Source organism: Petrotoga sp. 9PW.55.5.1, assembly GCF_003265365.1.
Taxonomy (GTDB): domain Bacteria; phylum Thermotogota; class Thermotogae; order Petrotogales; family Petrotogaceae; genus Petrotoga.
In genome coordinates this window covers 23,641-43,975 of sequence record NZ_AUPM01000060.1, presented here as the reverse complement: position 1 = coordinate 43,975, position 20,335 = coordinate 23,641, and the positions used below count along the sequence as shown (strand labels likewise).

The window sequence follows — 20,335 nt, the reverse complement described above, 5'->3', positions numbered from 1 at the left end:
AATCCTCCTTTTAAGAATTATTAAGATATTAAAACAATTGAACTTCTAGATTTGACTTTGTATTTTGGACTTTCTACTTTCAATGGCTCTTCAAGAAAATCTTTTGGACTTTCTTTGGAAGTATCAACGACTCTATGCCATTTTTTTCCATTAGGAAGCTTAGGGATTTCAAATATAAGATCTTGATCGAAGGCATTTAAAGCAACGTAAATGTCTTGATCTTTCTCTTGACAATTTGTTATGTAATCATCTCCACTTATCATAAAAGCTAAACTACGTGAATAATAACTGAAATCTGGTTTAAAAGGTTCGACTCCATGCCAGGTAATATCAGCAATTCCATCTCCTCCTATGTCTTTTCCTGTGAAAAATCTGTCTCTTCTTAGTGCACAATGTTTTTTTCTAAAATTTATCATCTTTTTGGTGAATTCAAAGATATCTTCAAATTTGTTTTTTCTACTCCAATCTACCCAAGATATTTGGTTATCTTGACAGTAAGTATTGTTATTACCTAGTTGAGTTCTGCAGAATTCATCACCCATCAAAATCATAGGTAGTCCTTGAGAAACCATTAATATAGTTATAAAATTTTTTATTTGTTGTTTTCTTAATTTTATAATCTTCACATCATTTGTTTCACCTTCCACACCATGGTTGAAACTATAATTAGCATCCGTTCCATCTTTATTGTTCTCTCCATTTGCTTCGTTATGTTTGTTATTATAAGACACTAAGTCCCATAACGTAAAACCATCGTGGGAAGTAACAAAATTAACACTATGGTATGGTTTTCTTCCTCTTCTCTCAAAAAGGTCGGGACTTCCTGCAATTCTTGTGGCTAAGTCTGTAACTGTTCCGTTATCTCCTCTTATAAATTTTCTCACAGTATCTCGAAATTTTCCGTTCCATTCTGCCCATCCTGTAGGAAAATCGCCAACATAATACCCACCTGCAGCGTCCCATCCTTCTGCAATAAGTTTTGTTCCAGCAAGAATAGGATCGTCAGCTATATCTTTTAACAAAGAAAGGTCTCCAACCCAATTACCTTTAGGGTCTCTTCCTAAAATTGATGCCAAATCAAATCTAAAACCATCAATATGCATCTCTGAAACCCAATGTCTAAGACTATCTAGAATCATCTGTTTAACAACATAATGACTTGAATTTATCGTGTTTCCAGTTCCTGAATAATTTTCATAATATCTTGGATTTGCCCTACTCAATAAGTAATAGACAGAATTTTCTAATCCTCTGAAATTTAAAGTAGGACCCATCTCATTTCCTTCTGCAGTATGATTGTACACAACATCTAAAATTATCTCTATACCATTCTTATGTAATTCATAAACAAGGTCTTGAAACTGTACAACCTCGTCACCTATTTTAAGCCCATATCTATAATTGTTTGTTACAGAGAAAAAACTTATAGGGTTGTATCCCCATACGTTTTTTAATCTTTCCCCTGTTAAAGGATTTATGTTGAGATTATCGTTCATAGAAAATGAAAACACTGGCATTAATTCTACAGCGTTTACGCCAAGTTCTTTCAGGTAATTAATTTTTTCAATTATTCCTTTGTATGTTCCTCTATGTTCAACTTCAGAATTCGGACTTATCGTAAAAAGCCTCACATGCATCTCATAGATAACAAGATCATTCAGTGAATGTCTAGGATGTATGTCATCTTTCCAATTGTAATTTTTACAATTCCAAATAACTGATTTTAAACCTGATCTGGCTGAGTCGAGGGAAGAAAAACTGAGATCTTTTTCATTGCTATCTCTATCATAACCGTAAATAGAATAATCTGAAAAGTCTAATTTGCCACCAAGAACTTTGGCATACGGGTCCAAAAGTAACTTGTTTGGATTGAATCTATGTCCTTTTTCTGGTTCATATGGTCCTTCTATTCTCCATCCATAATAATATCCAGCTCCTATATTTTCAACAAATACGTGCCAAACATCTCCTGTTCTATTAGCAATCTTATCTAACGTATATTTGAAAATAGGAGTTTCATCATAATACTTTTCGTATATTTCCAAGGTTACAGAAGGCCCATTTCTTGTATATATACCAAAATTAACCCCATTATCTTCAATTCTAGTTCCCAATATTGGTTCGCCTTTTGTTACTTTAAATCTGCCACTTTTTGTGGATTGACTTTTGACTTCCATAGCAACACCTTCCAATAATTCGTTATATTTCTTAATTTATGTAAATAATGCTTTTATCCTTAATATAATCTACCGATATATCAACTTCATACAGAGTTTGAAGATTCTTTGCATTCATAACTTTTTCTTTTTTACCACTTGAAATTATTTTTCCATTTTTTACCATAATAATTTTATCGCAAAATCTGAGAGCCAAATTTGGATCATGTAGAGCAGTAATAACCCCTTTTCCTTCTTCACTCAACTTTTTCATTTCTTTCATTAATAAGTACTGATTTTTAAAATCCAAATGAGATGTAGGTTCATCCATTACTAAATAATCAGTATCTTGCATCAAAGCTCTTGCTATTAAAACTAATTGCTTTTCTCCACCACTTAATTGATTGAAATTTTTTTCTGAAAGCTTTCCAATATTGAAAAATTTCAGCATTTCAAAAGCCTTCTGGTAATCTTTCTTATTAGGCATTTTCCCTAAGGTTAGATAAGGCGTTACACCCATTGATACTATATCCAACACAGAATAAGAAAAAACCGATGCATGTTCTTGAGGTACAACGCTAATAAGTTTGGCAATCTCTCTATTTTTTAAATGGCGGATATTAGTATCTTCGATATAAATTTCTCCGAAATACGGTTTTAATAGGCCATTTAAACATTTCAAAATAGTAGTTTTCCCAGAACCATTTGGTCCTAACAAAGCTACAAGCTCTCCTTTATTAAAAGAAAAATTAATATCATCGATTGTTTTTTTATTAGGTTCATATGAAAAAGATAGGTTTTTAACCTTTATCATTGATTCCACCCACTTTCTCTTCTACGTATAAGAAGATACACAAAAAAAGGAGCGCCAATAAATGCAGTAACAATACTTATAGGTATCTCAGATGGAGTGAGAGTTCGTGCAATATTATCCATAATTAATAACAATATGCCTCCTAAAACACCTGCTGCTGGAAGCATATACCTATGATTCGCTCCTATAATATATCTAGCTATATGAGGAGTTACCAAACCTATCCAAGTCACTTGGCCTGCAACAGCAACTGTTGGAGCAATCATCACAGTACTCACAAATATTAGTAATATCCTCGTCCATTTAACGTTGACACCCATCGATATAGCTTCTTCATCCCCCATTGACATAACGTTTAAATGCCATCTTAATATTAAAAGTATTATAATACCTGGAACCATAGTAAATAGAGAAATATAAACCTCTCTCCATCCTGCTCTGTTAAATCCTCCCATCAGCCAAAAAACAATATTTGGTAATTTCTCATAGGGATCAGCTAAGTACTGTATTAAAGAAACTCCTGCATTGAAAAAAGAAGTTACAGCCATTCCAGCTAAGACTAAAACTGTAACTCCCTTAACTTTACTCCATACAGAGATATAAAAAGTCAAAAACACCGCTATAAGCCCAAAAGAAAAGGAGAATAAGTAAGGTCCTAACAAACCCTCTTTGTTCAGCAAAATCCCTAAAGCTACCCCAAAAGCTGATCCAGCTGATACTCCTAAAATCGAAGGTGAAGCTAAAGGATTTCTAAAAACGCTTTGATATGTCGCCCCAGTCATGGATAAAATAGCACCAACTATAGTTACTAAAATTATTCTTGGTAAACGTATATAGAAAAAAACGTTCCAATCGTTGCTATTTATAGGCTCTTCTCTAATAATTCGTGTTCCCATATTTGTTAAAATATCAGATATAGATATTTTGTATCTCCCTATAAAAAGAGAAATTATAAAAACCGAGATTAATAACACAATTAATAGTGTCAATATTTTTCTTTGACTTTGTATATGCATTTTTATATCTCCAAGTAATTTTTAGTTATTTGCCTTATTTAAAAGTTCATTGTAAGAGATCCCGTACAATGTATAATAAAAATCATTTACAATTTGTTCATAATCAATATCTGTAAATAAATCGGGATGAGCGTTTATAGCCAACCATAACATTCCTAAATATGAAGAAGGACTAGGAAAATCCCATGGTTCTAATTCTGAAGGGAATCGATAAACTTCTTTATTTTTAAAAGCATTGACATAACGATATTTAGGATCATTTAATAAATCATCTATATTCCCTCTATATAATTGAGAAGTAACTACCATATCAGGATTCCAAACGATCAATTGTTCAGGGGAAATCTTCACAAAACCTTTTTTGTTCATTGCGGCAGGATTTATACCCCCTGCTAATTCTATCATATCATTTTGCAATAAACCTTCTCCAACTGTATCTAATAATTCTGAATTAGCAAAATAAATAACTTTTTTTTGATTGTTTGGTAAGTTCTTTGTCCTTTGTAATATATTAAGAATATTTTCAAACTGTTCATCGACTATTCTTGCCTTTTCTTCTAAACCTAATACTTTACCAAGTAATATGTTAGTTTCTCTAATTTGTTCCAAACTTTCCGGATTGATTACGAAAGATGCTATCCCTAATTGTTCAAGTTTAGAAGCTGTTAATTCTGCTTCGTTATGGGGAAATAAAATAACCACATCTGGATGTAGTGAAGCGATTGTTTCAATATTTACTCCTTCTCTTTTTGAACCCACAGGCGTTAAATTTTTTATTTCTGGATATATGTAACTGAATAATTTTTCTCTACTTGATCCATCATCTACACCTACTAACTTATCTTGCTCATTTAATGCAAAGACAAACTGTGTAGCCGGTTTATAGGTAGTTATAATTCTTTCAACATTAAGGGGAACTTTCACTTCTCTTCCAATCATATCTCTCACAATAACAAAGTCAGAAGAAAAAAGCGTAGTTAGCATTAATAAGATAATAAATATAAAGAATAAGAAATACTTTTTCATAAAAAAACTCCTTTGTATTAGATTAATGTTTATATTTTTCGTATTCCTCGGGAGTATCAATGTCAATTAATATACCTTCATCTTCTATTTCTAAATAATTAATTTTTTCAGGGTAAAGTTTCAAAAGATTCCTTAGCCCACCAGGCCCATTTAACTTAAATATATCGGGTACAAATGTTTTATGAACTATCAAAGGATGCCCCCTACAGCCCATATATGTAGGGGCTAAAATAGGGGGCTTACTTTTAATTAATTCTGTCATCAATTGATTATAAGTAGCTGTTCTAATTAAAGGCATGTCTCCCAAAGTAAAAAGAATATATTCTGTATCTTTTGGGAGAAGTTTCAAACCTGTCCAAACGGTTGTTATCATTCCGTTTTTATAATTTTCATTAATTAATACTTTTATTTTCTTTTCACTAATATTAGAAAAAATTGGTTTAATTTTTTCATAATTAGCTCCAAGTACAACTCTTATCTCTTTTATATATTGACAACGTATTAGATTGAAAACAACGCTCTCTATTATAGTTTTATCTTCCCAAGGAAGTAACTGCTTTATTTCTCCCATTCTTTTAGATTCTCCAGCTGCCAAAACTATGGACGTAACCATTAAACCAACCTTTCTATTTTTTTATTTCTAATTTATAACCATATAAAATACACGATAAACAATACACATAAAAGATATACTAACCAATGAACCTCTTTAGCTTTTCCAGTGAATAATTTAATTATTGGATATGTAATGAATCCTAAAGCTATTCCATTTGAAATTGAATAAGTTAGTGGCATAGCTATCATAGCAACAAAAGCGGGTAAAACTTCTGTAAAGTCATCCCATTTAATAGACCTTATATTGGATAACATCATTACACCTACTATTATCAAAGCTGGAGCAGTTGCTGCACCTGGAACTATAGCAATTATTGGTTGAAAAAACAGTGATAAGAAAAATAAAATTGCAACAACATAACCTGTAAGACCTGTTCTACCTCCTTCAGAAACTCCAGAAGCAGATTCAACATATGTTGTTACTGTACTTGTTCCAAAAAGAGCTCCGCCTGTTGTAGCTATAGCATCCGCCAAGAGAGCTTTATCTGCCTTTGGAAGAGAACCGTCCTCTTTCAAATATCCTGCTTGTTGGCTAACTCCTACTAAAGTTCCGGCTGTATCGAAAAGGTCTACGAATAAGAAAGAAATTAAAACACCTATCATACTAAAGCTAAAGGCTGATCTTAAGTCTAATTCAAATAAAACCTGATTCCAATCTGCCATTTTAGGCAAAGCCACTACCCCTTGAGGAGTTGGCGTAACCCCATTGAACAATCCTAAGATAGTTGCAATAATAATACCTATTAGTAAAGCCCCTTTAACTCTTAATGCGTGCAAAATTCCAGTAATGATTAAGCCTAAAATAGCGATTAAAGCCGTTCCCGAAAATATGTCGCCCATTCTAACTAAAGTAGCGGGATCAGCTACCACTATTCCAGCATTTTGTAATCCAATAAAAGCTATAAACAAACCAATTCCAGAACTTATACCTGTTTTTAAGCCCATGGGAATAGAGTTAACTATCATTTGTCTAACAGGGGTAACGCTCAAGATAATAAATATGATACCTTCAATAAATACAAGACCAAGAGCGGTTTGCCAAGTAACTCCCATTCCTATAACAACAGAATAAGCAAAAAATGCGTTCAATCCCATTCCTGAAGCTAATGCAAAAGGATAGTTCGTTAAAAGTGCCATCATCACAGTACCTAAAATAGCTCCTGCAATAGTAGCAATAAAGACTCCATTGAAAGGCATACCAGCATCACTCAAAATAGATGGGTTTACGAAAATAATATAAGCCATGGTCATAAACGTGGTAATCCCTGCCAATACTTCCGTCCTAACGTTAGTTCCGTTTTCCTTCAATTTAAAAGTTCTTTCCAAAAAGCCTACCTGTTTTGATTCAGCCATGTTCCTACCCCCTCTTTTGGAATGTTTATTCTAACACCAAACTTACGAAGGAATGGTTTACAACATCGTACAATCCTTCGCAAGTAATTTTTAGTTCTGGAACAACTGGTAAACCCATAAAAGCTAAAGTCATAAATGGACTTTGAATCTTTACACCTAAGTCGTAGACGATTTTTCTTAGATCTTTCAACTTTTGTGAAACATATTCAATAGGTTCTTCAGAAACTAATCCTCCAACTGGTAACGGTAAAAAATCTAGCACGTTTCCATCTTTAGTTACAACGATTCCACCATGAAGTTCAGATATCTTTTCAACAGCAACTTTCATATCGTAAGAATTGCTCCCTATAACTATGATATTATGAGAATCATGAGCTATTGAGCTAGCAATTGCGCCGGATTTTAAATTAAATCCTTTTAATAAGCCTAGTCCTATTTTACCATTTTTCTGGTACCTTTCCACAACTGCAATTTTATTTATCCCATTTTTTATTAATTCATCTTCATATAATTCGGATTCTGGAGAAAAAAAATCTAATTTAGTAACTATCTGATCTTTTATTAAACTCATGACTCTATAAGTTTTACCATGTGGCAGATGAAAATCATTTTCTTTAATTTTAGGAATTTTAATAGAGTTAAATACCAGCTCTGGCTTTGGTGAATTACCACTATTTATAGAAAAAAGAAACTTTCCATCTTTTGCTACCAAAATTCCATCTTTATAAACTTCCTTTATAGTTAGCTCATTCAAATTATCTACAATAATTAAATCCGCTTGATAACCAGGGGCAATAGCTCCTAAATAATTGATCCCAAGGGCTTTAGCTGCATTAATTGTTGCAAGCCTAATTGCTCTTAAAGGATTCATACCCAAATTTATGGCCTTTTTAATCATGAAATTAATATGTCCTTCTGATAATAAATCTTCAGGATGCCTATCATCTGTTGCAAATAGAAAATAGCTAACATTAGAGTCGTTTATTGCTGGTAATATACTTTCTAAATCTCTTGTAACCGAACCTTCTCTTACCATTACATACAAACCTTTAGAAACTTTTTCTAAAGCCTCTTGTGAAGTTGTTGTTTCGTGGTCCGCTCTAATACCCGCTAAAAGATAAGCATTTAATAATTTACCGTTTAATTTTGGTGCATGACCATCGATAAAATAATTTTGCATTAACTCTATCTTATCCCATATATAATCCTGACCATTTATAACACCTTCGAAATCCATTACCTCTCCTAAACCAAAGAATTGATTTTTTGATAACATTTCTTTTATCTTTAAAGCATCTAAAACGGCGCCTGATTTATCAAAAGGAGTTACGGGAACACAAGAAGGAATCATTAAATTAAAATTCCAAGGTAAATTCTTTCCTAAATTAAGAAAATATTCAACACCTATCTCTCCAGCAACGTTTGCAATTTCATGGGGATCAGCAACAATCGTTAATGTTCCTAAGGGAATGACTGTCTTAGCAAACTCTTCAACAGAAACCATTGTGCTTTCTAAATGCAAATGAGCATCAATAAAACCGGGAGAAATGTATTTCCCATTTAAATCAATTTCTTTAACTCCAGAATAATTACCCCAACCAATAATTTTCCCATTCGAAATGGCCAAGTCTTCTTCAATAATTCTTTCATTAAAAACGTCAATTATTTTACCATTTTTAAAAACAATATCTGCCTTTTCTTTTCCTAAAGCAACGGACAAAAGGTTCTTATTAGACATAAAAAGTAGTCTCCTTCCGTATATTTCAGATAGTTAAGGCATTAAAATTGCATCTAGAAACACACAAACCGCATCCTTCACACTTATCCTTATCAATTCTTACACTGTTAAGTGATTTAACCAAATGTATTGCATCATAAACACAACTTTTTAAACAAAGACCACATTCTGTACACTTTTCATCGTTAACATTAGGTATTACCAACTCATACCTTGGCTGATCAATAATATTCTGTTGGGCAATCCCTCTAATTTCATCTAAAGATTTGTAACCATGACTATCAAGAAAATTTTCAATGTCTTTAGATATTTTTCCATATATTTGTGGGCCGGTTAAAATAGCTGCCGTACATACCTGTACAGCTTGAGCACCTGCCATAATCATCTTTACGGCCTCTTTAGCGGTACTTATACCTCCTACACCAATGACAGGAATATTAACGGATTTTACCGCCTCAAAGACGGATTTAAGTGCCAAAGGAAAGATCGCTTGTCCTGAAAGCCAACCATAACCATTTTTACTACCTAGTAAGGCTCGTCCAGTTTCCAAATCTATATCCAATGTTGGACCAAAAGAATTTATCAGCACAATCCCGTCTGCACCAGCTTTTTCAGCTTCTTTGGAAAATGTAGGAATATCAATCTGTGGACTTAATTTAACCATTACAGGAAGATCAGTTGACTCTTTGGCAGCTTTGATACTGTTAATCATAGGGGTTGGATCGCCACCTAAATAATGAGTTGATAATTCAAAACCATCTGCAAATTTTTCTACCTTTGGAATAACTTCTCTAATTTCTTCAGCGGTATATCCTACTCCAATAATAACTGGCAATCCTGTTTCAACCACTTTTGGATACTCTTCCTCTATCCATTTTTCTAAAGGAAGTTCGGACCATAATTCTGTGTTTATAAAACCACCTTTAACTTGAGCCATATTAGGTTTTGGAACTTTTGCAGCTTCAACGGAAACGGTTTTAGTGACTATAGCTCCAGCTCCACCTTCTTTTGCTCTATGAGCAGCCTCACCGTTTCTAATAGGGGGTCCTGCCGCGGGCATAACTGGATTTTTTAATAACATTCCCAAAAGATTAACAGATATATCAGCCATACAATCACATCCTCAAAAAGATTTTTGATAACTTATTAAATTTTTAACTAAATTATATACATCTTCGTATTGGCTCTCTCTATTCTCTTCGGTAATTTTAAAAATTTCTACATCTGTTCTATTACGAATTTTATCAAGAAATTCATTTGATTCATCTTTTATGACACCTAAAACAGGAATTTTAGAATCTAATAGAGAATACACCTTTTTTTGAAATTCATAAGCATTTAATTCAAATCTACCTAATTCGTCCATTATAATAATGTCAACAAAATTCGACGGAGAAAGTAATCTCACACCAACTTCATCAAAGGCTTTTGTATTAACTAACCACTTAAAGTAATTCTCTTTTCGATATGCGAATCTATTCTCTTCAGATAAATTTAAAACAATTTTTTCATCGATTAGATAACTGCTCTCAATTAGATAAAAAGCATTCCAATTGAATATTTCTCCCTCTTTATAAACCGTAAAGCCTCCGATTTTTGGTTTCAGTTTCTTTAAAATCTTTTTTATAATGGTTGTTTTTCCAACCCCGATTCTGCCAGTTAAAAATATATTGTTAATCACAGTTTTCTTTTTCCTTTAAAGCTGCGATAATTTTTTCAGGAGTTATAGGTAATTCATAAAACCTTACTCCTATTGCGTTATAAATTGCATCCGCTATTGCTGGAGATGCTGCAATGGTTGTTGGTTCGCCTATACCTTTAGCTCCAAACGGGCCAATAGAATCTCCGTTTTCAACTAAAACAGAATGAAATTTTGGAACATCCAGTGAAGTTGGAACAAGGTAACCAGTCATATTAGGATTTAGTGTTATACCTTCTTTTATCACTGTTTCTTCCATAAGTGCCATACCTATACCTTGAGCTGTGCCGCCTTCTATTTGACCTTCTACGTTGATTGGATTTATTGCTTTACCACAATCAAGAGCAGTATAAACATCTTTGACTTCGACAACTCCTGTATTAGTGTCAACTTCAACGTCTATAATTTGTGTCATAAAAGTATATGCAACATACAACAAATCAGATTGTCCATTTTCAGGATTAGGTGCATATGTGGGTGGGAAATATGTAGCCTCGCCTTTTAAGTTTTCACCTTTCTTTTCAACTAACTTTTTAAGCTCCCATATGCTGATTTTTTTATCTGGATTTTCATTTAAAAAAACTGTTCCATCTTTAATCCCTAATTCAGGATAGTTACTATTAAACTCTACACTTGCATAATGATATATTTTCCCAAGCAAATCCTCACTGGCCATTTTTACAGCATTTCCACTAAAAGTTGTTTGACGTGTTGCTGATGTGGAACCAGAATTTTTAGTCTTATGGGTGTCTCCTTGAATTACTTCTACTTTATTTATGTCTACTTTCAAAACTTCAGCCGCTACTTGAGTAATAACAGTTAGTACTCCCTGTCCAACATCGGCAGCGGCAGTCTTAACTAAAATCTTTTCATCATCCGTTAACTCTACACTTGCATGAGAATAATCGGGGAACCCTTCACCATATCCATAACCAAACATTATAGTCGCCATGCCTCTACCTTTTTTCTTCATAAAAAACACCTTCTTTTTCTTTGGAGAGTTTTACAGCTTCTTCGATCGTTTTAATAACGTTAACACTTTGGATTAATTTTTGACCGTTAGGTGTTGTAGAGCCAATTCTATATGCATTCTTTAATCTAAGTTCAACTGGATCCATGCCTAATTCTTCAGCGAGGATATTCATTTGAGATTCATAAGCAAATGCCATTTGAGTTGTTCCAAAGCCTCTCATAGCTCCACCATAGGTGTTATTTGTATAAACAGTGTAAGCAACACCCTTTACGTTTGGAACATCGTAAGGACCAGTACAATGATACATTCCTTTATGAACTACGGCAGGCCCACTTGATGCATAAGCACCTGTATCTCCAACAACTTCTACTTCCCAAGCTTTTAACTTCCCATCTTTGGTTGCACCAGTTTTTGCTTTAATATATATTGGATGCCTTTTTGACTGAGCTGTCATAGACTCTTCCCTTGTGTAAGTCAATTTAACAGGTCTTTTAGTTGCCATTGCAGCTAACGCCAAATGAATATGAACAGATATGTCTTCTTTTCTTCCAAAAGCTCCACCAATTACTGGTTGGATAATTCTTATTTTTTCTTTTGGTAAATTAAGTGATTGAGCAATATCCGCTTGGCTATCATGAATCCACTGAGTCGCAGCCCAGATAGTAACAACCCCACTATTCTCATCGTACACGGCTACTCCTGATTCTACCTGTAGAGGCAGCTGATCTATATGCTGAGTTTTATACTCTTTTTCTATTATTACATCAGATTCTTTGAATCCTTTTTCGATGTCTCCTTTGTTTAAATAATGAGTAAGTAATATATTTCCTTCTTCATGAATTTTTGGCGCATCGCTTTCCATTGCTCTAAAGGGACTTGAGATTACTTCTAACTCTTTTACTTCAACCTTTATCAATTTTACAGCTCTATTAGCGATTTCTTTATTTTTAGCAATTACAATTGCAAGGGCATCTCCCATGAACCTCATTTTCTCGCCTATTCCAACTAAAACAGGTTGATCTTTTATAATCAATCCAAATTTGTTTAAATTAGGGAAATCTTTTTTTGTAATTACTTTTACAACCCCAGGTAGAGCTTCTGCCTTACTAACATCTATTTTTTGAAGAATTGCATGAGGATGAGTTGCTCTTTTGACTTTTACATAAAGCATATCTTCAAAATATATATCATCGGGATAAATGGCTTTTCCTGTAACTTTATCTTTTGCATCTACTTTAAAAACATTTTCACCTATATACTTATTTGGCTTCAACGTTCTCACCTCTTTTAATCATTTCTAACTTTTTAGAGGCTAATTTCACGGCGTCTATAATCTTTTGATATCCTGTGCATCTACATATATTTCCTGAAAGTCCCCTTCTGATCTCTTCATCGGTAGGATGAGGATTCTCTTCTAACAACTTTTTAGTTGAAATGATAAACCCTGGAGTACAGAATCCGCATTGAACTGCACCAGTTTCGATATACGCTTCTTGAATTGGATCAATTTTATCTTCAAATCCTAATCCTTCAACTGTTATAATTTCTGCTCCATCAGCTTGATAAGCTAAAACTAAACAGGAAGTAACTAGTTCACCATTCATTATAACTGTACATGCCCCACATTCTCCTTTTCCACAACCTTCTTTAGTCCCAGTTAACTTTAGATCATCTCTTAACAAATCTAACAAGCGGGTAGTTGAACTTACATCAGGATTTCTTACTTCTCCGTTTACAGTTATAGATATTTTCAACCTACCCTCACCATCCTTTCTATTTCTTCTAAAGCATTGATAGTAATTCTTTTTGCTACTTCACGTCGATACTCTTTAGTACCTCTAATATCATCAATAGGGGAAATGCTTTCTGAAACGATTCTCCCAATATTTTCATACTCTATGTCGCTTAATTTCTTATTCAACATTATCTCCTCAATCTGTTTTATAGAAACAGGAGTTGGGGCAACTGAACCAAGGCAACATCGAACTTTTTCTATTCTATTATCCTTGTCAAAGGAAATTACAAAAGCAAGAGTTATGCTTGAAATAATTAAAGCCTTTCTTTTTCCAACTTTAATCCATTTTCCATAAGTATTTTTCTTAGGGATAGGGATAATAATTTTGTATAATATCTCATCATTTTGAAGAATGTTTCTTTTTGGGCCAACGAAAAAATCTTCAGCAGATATGTCTCTTGTATTGTTTTTAGAAACTAATCTAAAAATAGCATCATAAGCAATAAGTGGAGCCAATAAATCTCCTGCAGGAGAAGAAGTGCAGATATTGCCGCCAATAGTTCCACGATTTCTGATTTGGGGTGAACCTACATCCCAAGCAGCTGCCTTTAAAACAGGTAGGTATTCTCTAATTGTTTCAGATTTCTCAATTTGAGCATGTGTAACAAGTGAGCCAATTTCTATAACGTCATTCTTTACTTCTATTTTTTTCATCTGTTCAATATTTTTAAGGTCAAGCCATCTTTCAATTTCGTACAACTTATCAAAATATTCTACAAGAATATCTGTTCCACCTGCTATAATTCTAATATCTGAACCATATTCACTCAGTAATTCTACTGCATCTTGAATGTTGCTGGGAGAAAAGTATTCTTTAAAATCTTTGCCAGAAGTCTCTTGCTTGTATTTGAGTTCTTCTTCGTAATTGTTCATAATCTAAAAAAGTCACCTCCCGATTGTCCATAAGTATTTTCCCATCAACAAGAACTGTTTGTACCATAGACCCATTCATTCCAAATAAAATATGGGCAAAGACATTTTCTTTTTCAATTGGTGTTGGAGAAGAATAATCAATAACTATTAAATCTGCAGGTAATCCTTTTTCAATAGAGCCTAATTTTTTGTCAAAAAACCTGCTTGCTATCTTTTTATTATTAATAAAAGCCATATCGTAAACCTCGTTCCATCCAACTCTTGGATCTTTTGATTCATGTTTATATAGTAAATTTGCAGTTTTTATACTCTCAAACATATCGTGTGTATATGCATCTGTTCCTAAACCTGTAACGATATTGTTTTCAATAAAGCTTTTAATGGGAGCGGCTCCCACAGCGTTGTTCATATTTGATTCGGGGTTATGAATTAAATATGAACCGCTTCTTTTCACGACATCAATTTCTTCTTTTTGTATGTGAACCCCATGAACGAGCAAAGATCCAGGATTTAAGATATTAAATCTATTTAATCTATCTATTACCCCGTTGTACCCTCTTTTTACACTGTCTTGGTAATCTTGAATCCCTTCTGCAACATGAACGTGAATAGGAACGTTCAATTCTTGGGATAATTCAGAAACGGTTTTAAGTGTTTCGTCCTCTAATGTAAAAGAAGCATGTAATCCTATCAGACCCTTTAAATGACTGTTTTTAATACGTTGTACTTTTCTTATGAACCTTTCGTTTTCTTTAATTGCAGCTTGTGATTTTTCTTTACCATGTCTATCTGATATTTCATAGGATAAATTAGCTCTAATTCCACATCTTTTAACAGCATCTTCGATAATATCTAAACTTCCATCGATATAGTTATAACTAGCATGATGGTCGAAAATAGTCGTCACACCATTCCTGATACATTCGCATATAGCAAAAAGAGCACTATAATATATATCTTTTTCATTTAAAGTATTATCCAAACGCCACCACAATTTTTTTAAAATTTCCACGAAATTTGATGGTGGTTTATCTTTTAAACCCATACCTCTAGCAAATGTGCTGTATAAATGCGTGTGAGTATTTATTAGTCCTGGCATTACTATATTATTTTTAACATTTTTAAAAATCGCATCAGGGTATTTCATTTCTAACTCTTCGGTATTCCCGATATCTTTGATTGTTCCATTTTCGATAAAAATTGCTCCATCTTCGATAATTGTCATATTCTCATCAAAAGTTAAAATCTTAGCGTTGGTTAAAAGCAGCATTAAAGACCTCCTTATTCAACCATAGCTTTTGATATTTTGTTGGCCTCTTCGATTATCTTTCTTTCATCTACATTAACAAGTTGTCCTTGTTTAACTACAATTTCACCGTTAACTATGGTTATGTCTACGATCTGTGAGTCTCCTGTGTTAATTAAAAGAGAAATAGGATCGTAAAGTCCTCCAGCGTATCCTAGTCTGTTTGTATTAACTAAAAATAAATCGGCAGCTTTTCCTTCTTCTAAACTACCCAATTCTGGTTGGTTAATTAATTGGCTTCCTCCTACTGTTGCTATGTGCAAAATATCTTCGGCAGTAATACTTTTAATTCCATGTATCAAACGATTCATTAGAAAACCAATTTTCATCTCTAAAATCATGTTCGATGAGTCATTACTAGCACTTCCATCAACTGCGAGCCCTAATCTAAGGCCTTTTTTTAACATATAAGGAATTTTAGCAGCCCCTGAAGCTAATTTTTGATTTGAAACGGGGCAGTGTGCCACTCCAGTTTTTGTTGAAGCAAGTTTATCTATTTCTTTTTCGGTGAAATGAACACCGTGTGCATACCAAACATCTGGTCCTGTCCATCCTAAACTTTCCATATATTCAAGAGGTCGCATACCAAATTTATCTAAACAGAATTGCTCTTCATCTTTAGTTTCAGCTAAATGCGTATGGCTGGAAACATTGTATTGGCGAGCAAGTTTTATTGATTCTTCAAGCAACTCTTTGGTTACTGAAAAAGGAGAACATGGGGCAAGAATTACTCTATTCATAGAATAAACAGTAGGGTCATGGAATTTTTCTATCACTCTTTGAGAATCTTCTAAAATTTCTCTCTCAGTTTGAACTACCGAGTCAGGAGGTAGGCCGCCGTCTTTTTCACTCAAAGACATACTTCCTCTACTCGCATGCAATCTTATTCCAATATCTTTAGCTGCGTTAAATTCATTGTCTAGCAAATCAGGCGGTTGATCTTTTGGAAAAACATAAAAATGATCAACAGAGGTAGTACATCCAGTTTTCAAAAGTTCTCCAGCAGCAACAAGTGTACTATAATAAACCGCCTTAGGGGATACTTTCGCCCATATTGGATACAAAAACTTTAACCAATCAAATAGCTCAACATTTTGAGCTTGAGGAATATTCCTAGTTAAAGTTTGATAAAAATGGTGGTGAGTATTGATTAATCCTGGGTAAACATAACAGTTTGAACCGTCAATTATTTCATCCAATTTTTCATCACTTATATCTATATCCTTACCTATTTTCTCTATTTTATTTCCTTTTATAAGTATAGAATACCCTTCCAATATTTCTCTGTTTTCATTCATAGTAACGATACTTTTTACATTCTTTATTAAAATATTAGACATACGATCACCTACTACTTAGTTTTTTTTCGCTAACACTTTCAATAGCTTGTATAATTTGTTCATAACCAGTACACCTACATAAATTACCTTCTATAGCTGTTTTAATTTCTTCTCTTGTAGGATTGGGATTCTTATTTAATAGAGCCTTTGCCGACATAAGAATACCAGGGGTACAAAAACCACACTGTACAGCTTGGTGGTCTATAAAAGCTTGCTGAAGAGGATCCAATAACCCATCTTTTTCTAAACTTTCTGTTGTGTACACCTCATCTCCATCGAGTTGAGCAGTTAATACTAAACAAGAATGGACAGCTTGTCCATTAAGTATTACAGTACAAGCTCCACATTCTCCAACATCACAACCTTCTTTGACACTTTTTAATTTTAGCTGATCTCTTAAAGTATCTAAAAGTCTTTCTTTTGGTGTTACTTCAAGAACCTCTTTTTTCCCGTTAACATAAAAAGTTACGCTAATTTTATTCATTGAATCTTCCTCCTCTAATTGTTAAACACAGCAAATATGCTTTCCATTCCACGTTTAAACAAAGCTTCCAAGGCGGGTTTTTTATAAGGAGTAGACCATCTCTCACCTGTAATTGAAATCATTTCTTCAGATATCTTAGGTGTTATCTTTTCTAAAATTATTTGATCAATTCTTTTACCGATTATTTCTTGTTCTAAATTAGTAAATCTTACTGGATATGGAGTAGCTGAACCAGGTACTATTCTAATATCCTCGATTATATTTTGTTTTACTTTTGCAAGAATCGCTAAGTTAAGCCTTGCAATGTTTACAGCTCTTCTCCTCCCTATCTTCAAAAAAACACCAAAATATTCTTTATCAATCTTTGGAATTATTATTTTTGTAATTAATTCATTGGGATTTTGAGATGTTTTATAAGGTCCAACTATATATTTTTCTAAAGGAACAAAGCGCTTCCCTTCAACAGAACTCAATTCTAGTTGAGTTTTTAAAGCTATTAAAGGAGGAACGAGATCCGCAGCTGGCGAAGCGTTAGAGATATTGCCTCCCACAGTTCCCCTGTTTCTAATTTGCGGAGAACCAATTGTTTTGGCTGCTGTAACTAAAAACGGATACATATTACTTATTAATTCTGATTCTATTAACATTGTATGAGTGCATAACGGTCCTATTTCTACTGTTTGGCTAGTTTCTTCGATATATTTTAATTCTTCAATATTAGAAATATCCAAAATATAGTTAAAATCACCTAATCGTTTACTTTTTTTATGAATATCTACAAGTATGTCTGTACCTCCAGCCAATAACTTAACGTTTTTATAACTATCTAATATTTTTAAAGCATTTCCTAAATATTTTGCTTTCAAAAATTCATATTCAATCATTTTTTCTTCCTTCCTTTTTTAAGAGAGCGGCCTATGAGAACTTTTTCTAAATTCAAAGGTAGTGATCTAATTCTTCTACCAATAGCTTGTGCTACTGCGTTAGAGATAGCAGCTGCTCCTAATTCTAAAGTCGGCTCTCCAATGGATTTCGCGCCGTATGGTCCAACAGGATCAGGATTTTCAACAATTATAGGATATATATTTGGCATATCTTTGGCGGTGGGAATCAAATATTCATCAAAATTTGTATTGTTAATATAACCTTCTTCTATATCTACTTCTTCCATAATTCCATAACCTAAACCCATCATGATTCCACCATAAATTTGCCCTAAAACACCTGCAGGATTTATAGCTCTTCCTACATCATGAGCTGCAACCATATTTAGAACCTTAATCTCACCGGTTCCTGTATCTACTTCTACCTCCGCTATTTGGCACCCATAAACATAAGTAAAATAAGGGTTCCCTTGCCCAACTTCTTCATCCCAGCTAATTTGAGGAGATTTGTACCAACCGTAAGTAGAGAGAAAAACACCTGAGTTATAAGCTTGAGTAGCAACTTCATCGAAAGAAATTAATTTTTCTCCGTCTGGTAGGTAAATGTTGTTATCTCTAAAAAATAATTCCGAACAAGACAAGTTATGTTTTTTAATTAAAAATTCTGTTAGTTTTTTCTTTAATCTTTTTGCTGCGTCGATTGTTGCATTTCCTCCTACCAATGTAGCTCTAGATGCAACAGTAGAACCGCTATCCGGAGAAATTAAAGTATCGACTATTAAAAAATTTATCTTATCAATGTTAATTCCTAACTCTTCAGATATGATTTGAGTATAGGCGGTTTTCAAACCTTGCCCATTTTCAGCCAATCCACTATAAAAATAAACTGAACCATCTTTTTGAATAGATAAAACAACGCCTGCAGCATCTACAGCTTCTGCTCCCAAACTAACTCCTCGATAACTAACGGCCATACCTATTCCTTTTCTTTTATCACTATTTTGTTCTTTACTATATTTATTGTATTTATTCATGAAATCAATTTTTTCAGATGCTTTTTTAATAACCTCTTCTAAACTCACCTTATGATTATTAAGCAATTGCCCACTTGCAGTGATAGAATTATCTCTAAATATGTTTTTTAATCTAAACTCTAAAGGATTCATTCCCAACTCTTTTGCTAATTCGTCCATAAGAGATTCTTGCGCAAATATAACTTGCGGTGAACCATAACCACGCATAGCCCCAGTATAAACATTATTTGTATAATATCCATAAGTATCAGTTTTCACATTAGGAATTTCGTAAGGTCCTGTCGCCTGAACAACTGATCTCCATGTCACAAATGGGGTCTGACATGCGTAACCACCACTATCAGCAACAGCTTCTATCTCCATTGCTTTTATTTTTCCATCTTTTGTGACACCTACTTTGTATTTCATTTTGTAGGGATGTCTTTTATAACTCTCAATTATAGAATCTTCCCTCGAATTTTTTAATTTAACCGGTCTATTGGTTTTTAAAGCCAAAACTGCGGCTCGAGCAGCCATTGAAGAGATAACTTCATCTTTCCCTCCAAAAGAACCTCCAATATGATTTTGAATGACTCTAACCTGGTTATAACCAACTTTCAATACAGCCGCAACCGCATTTCTACATGCAAAAGGATTTTGTACTGAACCATATATAGTGACTAAACTATTGTTCTCATAAGGCACAGCTATTACAACTTCTGGCTCTAAGTAAGCATGTTCAATAAATTGTGTTTCATACTCTCTTTCAAGAATAATATCAGAATTATTAAAACCTTCTTCCACATTACCTTTTCTCAACTTATGATGAACAACTTCATTACTATTCTTCTCGGGGTGTATGGGAGCTGTGTTTCTAGCTTCTAATTGATCAAAGACCCCAGGAAGTTCCTCATACTCAACCTCAATAAGTTCTACTGCTTTTTCAGCTGCTTCTATACTTTCAGCTGCAACCGCAGCTATTCCATCTCCTATGTAAAACACCCTATCTTGAGCAAAAACTTGTTGATCAGGTACTATAACTCCGAATCTATTATTTGGAACATCCTTTGCTGTAATAACTGACTTAACTCCAGCTACTTCCCAAGCCTTATCAACGTTAACGTTAAGAATTTTTGCGGATGGATATTTTGTCCTTAGTACTTTGGCATAGAGCATATTAGCAAACTCCAAATCATCTGCAAATTTGGCTTTTCCAGTAACCTTTTCGTAAGCATCCACTCTTTTAATTG

At 33.6% G+C, this 20,335-nt stretch carries 18 protein-coding genes; all 18 read right to left on the bottom strand.

Going from position 1 to position 20,335, the window contains the following annotated elements; all coding sequences use genetic code 11:
* Nucleotides 1-20 precede the first annotated feature (20 nt).
* The 18 genes from glgX to PW5551_RS08925 are packed head-to-tail and all read right to left on the bottom strand — an operon-like array spanning nucleotide 21 to nucleotide 20,324.
* The gene (gene glgX, locus PW5551_RS09010; protein WP_113075448.1) at nucleotides 21-2,177 is read right to left on the bottom strand and encodes a glycogen debranching protein GlgX; all 2,157 of its coding nucleotides are present in this window, start codon (nucleotides 2,175-2,177) and stop codon (nucleotides 21-23) included.
* A gap of 31 nt (nucleotides 2,178-2,208) precedes the next feature.
* On the bottom strand, nucleotides 2,209-2,970 hold the full coding sequence (locus tag PW5551_RS09005) for an ABC transporter ATP-binding protein (RefSeq protein WP_113075447.1): 762 nt from the start codon (nucleotides 2,968-2,970) through the stop codon (nucleotides 2,209-2,211).
* A complete protein-coding gene (locus tag PW5551_RS09000) occupies nucleotides 2,967-3,986 on the bottom strand; it encodes an iron ABC transporter permease (protein ID WP_113075446.1) in 1,020 nt (339 codons plus the stop codon). Before PW5551_RS09000 ends, PW5551_RS09005 begins: the two co-directional genes overlap by 4 nt.
* A 21-nt stretch (nucleotides 3,987-4,007) precedes the next feature.
* On the bottom strand, nucleotides 4,008-5,012 hold the full coding sequence (locus tag PW5551_RS08995; protein ID WP_113075445.1) for an ABC transporter substrate-binding protein: 1,005 nt from the start codon (nucleotides 5,010-5,012) through the stop codon (nucleotides 4,008-4,010).
* A 22-nt stretch (nucleotides 5,013-5,034) separates the two neighbouring features.
* Nucleotides 5,035-5,625 (bottom strand): NTP transferase domain-containing protein, encoded by a 591-nt coding sequence (locus PW5551_RS08990; protein ID WP_113075444.1) that lies wholly within the window; start codon nucleotides 5,623-5,625, stop codon nucleotides 5,035-5,037.
* Between the two features lie 32 nt (nucleotides 5,626-5,657).
* Nucleotides 5,658-6,980 (bottom strand): NCS2 family permease, encoded by a 1,323-nt coding sequence (locus tag PW5551_RS08985; protein WP_113075443.1) that lies wholly within the window; start codon nucleotides 6,978-6,980, stop codon nucleotides 5,658-5,660.
* A gap of 25 nt (nucleotides 6,981-7,005) precedes the next feature.
* Nucleotides 7,006-8,718, bottom strand: a complete 1,713-nt coding sequence (gene ade, locus PW5551_RS08980; RefSeq protein WP_113075442.1) for an adenine deaminase — start codon at nucleotides 8,716-8,718, stop codon at nucleotides 7,006-7,008.
* A gap of 25 nt (nucleotides 8,719-8,743) precedes the next feature.
* A complete protein-coding gene (locus PW5551_RS08975; RefSeq protein ID WP_113075441.1) occupies nucleotides 8,744-9,829 on the bottom strand; it encodes a 4Fe-4S binding protein in 1,086 nt (361 codons plus the stop codon).
* 12 nt (nucleotides 9,830-9,841) lie between these two features.
* On the bottom strand, nucleotides 9,842-10,399 hold the full coding sequence (locus tag PW5551_RS08970; RefSeq protein WP_113075440.1) for a nucleoside-triphosphatase: 558 nt from the start codon (nucleotides 10,397-10,399) through the stop codon (nucleotides 9,842-9,844).
* Nucleotides 10,392-11,390: a xanthine dehydrogenase family protein molybdopterin-binding subunit gene (locus PW5551_RS10695; protein WP_113075439.1), complete on the bottom strand. Its 999-nt coding sequence runs from the start codon at nucleotides 11,388-11,390 to the stop codon at nucleotides 10,392-10,394. The genes PW5551_RS08970 and PW5551_RS10695 overlap by 8 nt, the downstream gene beginning before the upstream one ends.
* Complete coding sequence (locus PW5551_RS10690; RefSeq protein ID WP_113075438.1) at nucleotides 11,374-12,663, bottom strand: xanthine dehydrogenase family protein molybdopterin-binding subunit; 1,290 nt, start codon at nucleotides 12,661-12,663, stop codon at nucleotides 11,374-11,376. The genes PW5551_RS10695 and PW5551_RS10690 overlap by 17 nt, the downstream gene beginning before the upstream one ends.
* A complete protein-coding gene (locus PW5551_RS08955; protein ID WP_113075437.1) occupies nucleotides 12,650-13,144 on the bottom strand; it encodes a (2Fe-2S)-binding protein in 495 nt (164 codons plus the stop codon). The genes PW5551_RS10690 and PW5551_RS08955 overlap by 14 nt, the downstream gene beginning before the upstream one ends.
* The gene (locus PW5551_RS08950) at nucleotides 13,141-14,058 is read right to left on the bottom strand and encodes a xanthine dehydrogenase family protein subunit M (RefSeq protein WP_113075436.1); all 918 of its coding nucleotides are present in this window, start codon (nucleotides 14,056-14,058) and stop codon (nucleotides 13,141-13,143) included. The genes PW5551_RS08955 and PW5551_RS08950 overlap by 4 nt, the downstream gene beginning before the upstream one ends.
* On the bottom strand, nucleotides 14,000-15,328 hold the full coding sequence (ssnA, locus tag PW5551_RS08945) for a putative aminohydrolase SsnA (protein ID WP_113075435.1): 1,329 nt from the start codon (nucleotides 15,326-15,328) through the stop codon (nucleotides 14,000-14,002). Before ssnA ends, PW5551_RS08950 begins: the two co-directional genes overlap by 59 nt.
* Nucleotides 15,329-15,339: 11 nt before the next feature.
* Nucleotides 15,340-16,704 (bottom strand): 8-oxoguanine deaminase, encoded by a 1,365-nt coding sequence (locus PW5551_RS08940; protein WP_113075434.1) that lies wholly within the window; start codon nucleotides 16,702-16,704, stop codon nucleotides 15,340-15,342.
* A gap of 4 nt (nucleotides 16,705-16,708) precedes the next feature.
* Nucleotides 16,709-17,188, bottom strand: a complete 480-nt coding sequence (locus tag PW5551_RS08935; protein ID WP_113075433.1) for a (2Fe-2S)-binding protein — start codon at nucleotides 17,186-17,188, stop codon at nucleotides 16,709-16,711.
* A 14-nt stretch (nucleotides 17,189-17,202) separates the two neighbouring features.
* Complete coding sequence (locus tag PW5551_RS08930; protein ID WP_113075432.1) at nucleotides 17,203-18,072, bottom strand: xanthine dehydrogenase family protein subunit M; 870 nt, start codon at nucleotides 18,070-18,072, stop codon at nucleotides 17,203-17,205.
* Nucleotides 18,069-20,324 (bottom strand): xanthine dehydrogenase family protein molybdopterin-binding subunit, encoded by a 2,256-nt coding sequence (locus tag PW5551_RS08925; protein WP_233488501.1) that lies wholly within the window; start codon nucleotides 20,322-20,324, stop codon nucleotides 18,069-18,071. Before PW5551_RS08925 ends, PW5551_RS08930 begins: the two co-directional genes overlap by 4 nt.
* Nucleotides 20,325-20,335: the final 11 nt, after the last annotated feature.

Excerpts from the sequence above, each read along its gene's own strand:
- PW5551_RS08950 (WP_113075436.1), bottom strand. The coding sequence starts at position 14,058 with ATGAACAATTACGAAGAAGAACTCAAATACAAGCAAGAGACTTCTGGC.
- PW5551_RS09000 (WP_113075446.1), bottom strand. The coding sequence starts at position 3,986 with ATGCATATACAAAGTCAAAGAAAAATATTGACACTATTAATTGTGTTA.
- PW5551_RS08935 (WP_113075433.1), bottom strand. The coding sequence starts at position 17,188 with ATGAATAAAATTAGCGTAACTTTTTATGTTAACGGGAAAAAAGAGGTT.
- PW5551_RS08975 (WP_113075441.1), bottom strand. The coding sequence starts at position 9,829 with ATGGCTGATATATCTGTTAATCTTTTGGGAATGTTATTAAAAAATCCA.
- ade (WP_113075442.1), bottom strand. The coding sequence starts at position 8,718 with ATGTCTAATAAGAACCTTTTGTCCGTTGCTTTAGGAAAAGAAAAGGCA.
- PW5551_RS10695 (WP_113075439.1), bottom strand. The coding sequence starts at position 11,390 with ATGAAGAAAAAAGGTAGAGGCATGGCGACTATAATGTTTGGTTATGGA.
- glgX (WP_113075448.1), bottom strand. The coding sequence starts at position 2,177 with ATGGAAGTCAAAAGTCAATCCACAAAAAGTGGCAGATTTAAAGTAACA.
- ssnA (WP_113075435.1), bottom strand. The coding sequence starts at position 15,328 with ATGCTGCTTTTAACCAACGCTAAGATTTTAACTTTTGATGAGAATATG.
- PW5551_RS09005 (WP_113075447.1), bottom strand. The coding sequence starts at position 2,970 with ATGATAAAGGTTAAAAACCTATCTTTTTCATATGAACCTAATAAAAAA.
- PW5551_RS08930 (WP_113075432.1), bottom strand. The coding sequence starts at position 18,072 with ATGATTGAATATGAATTTTTGAAAGCAAAATATTTAGGAAATGCTTTA.
- PW5551_RS08990 (WP_113075444.1), bottom strand. The coding sequence starts at position 5,625 with ATGGTTACGTCCATAGTTTTGGCAGCTGGAGAATCTAAAAGAATGGGA.
- PW5551_RS08995 (WP_113075445.1), bottom strand. The coding sequence starts at position 5,012 with ATGAAAAAGTATTTCTTATTCTTTATATTTATTATCTTATTAATGCTA.
- PW5551_RS08985 (WP_113075443.1), bottom strand. The coding sequence starts at position 6,980 with ATGGCTGAATCAAAACAGGTAGGCTTTTTGGAAAGAACTTTTAAATTG.
- PW5551_RS08940 (WP_113075434.1), bottom strand. The coding sequence starts at position 16,704 with ATGTCTAATATTTTAATAAAGAATGTAAAAAGTATCGTTACTATGAAT.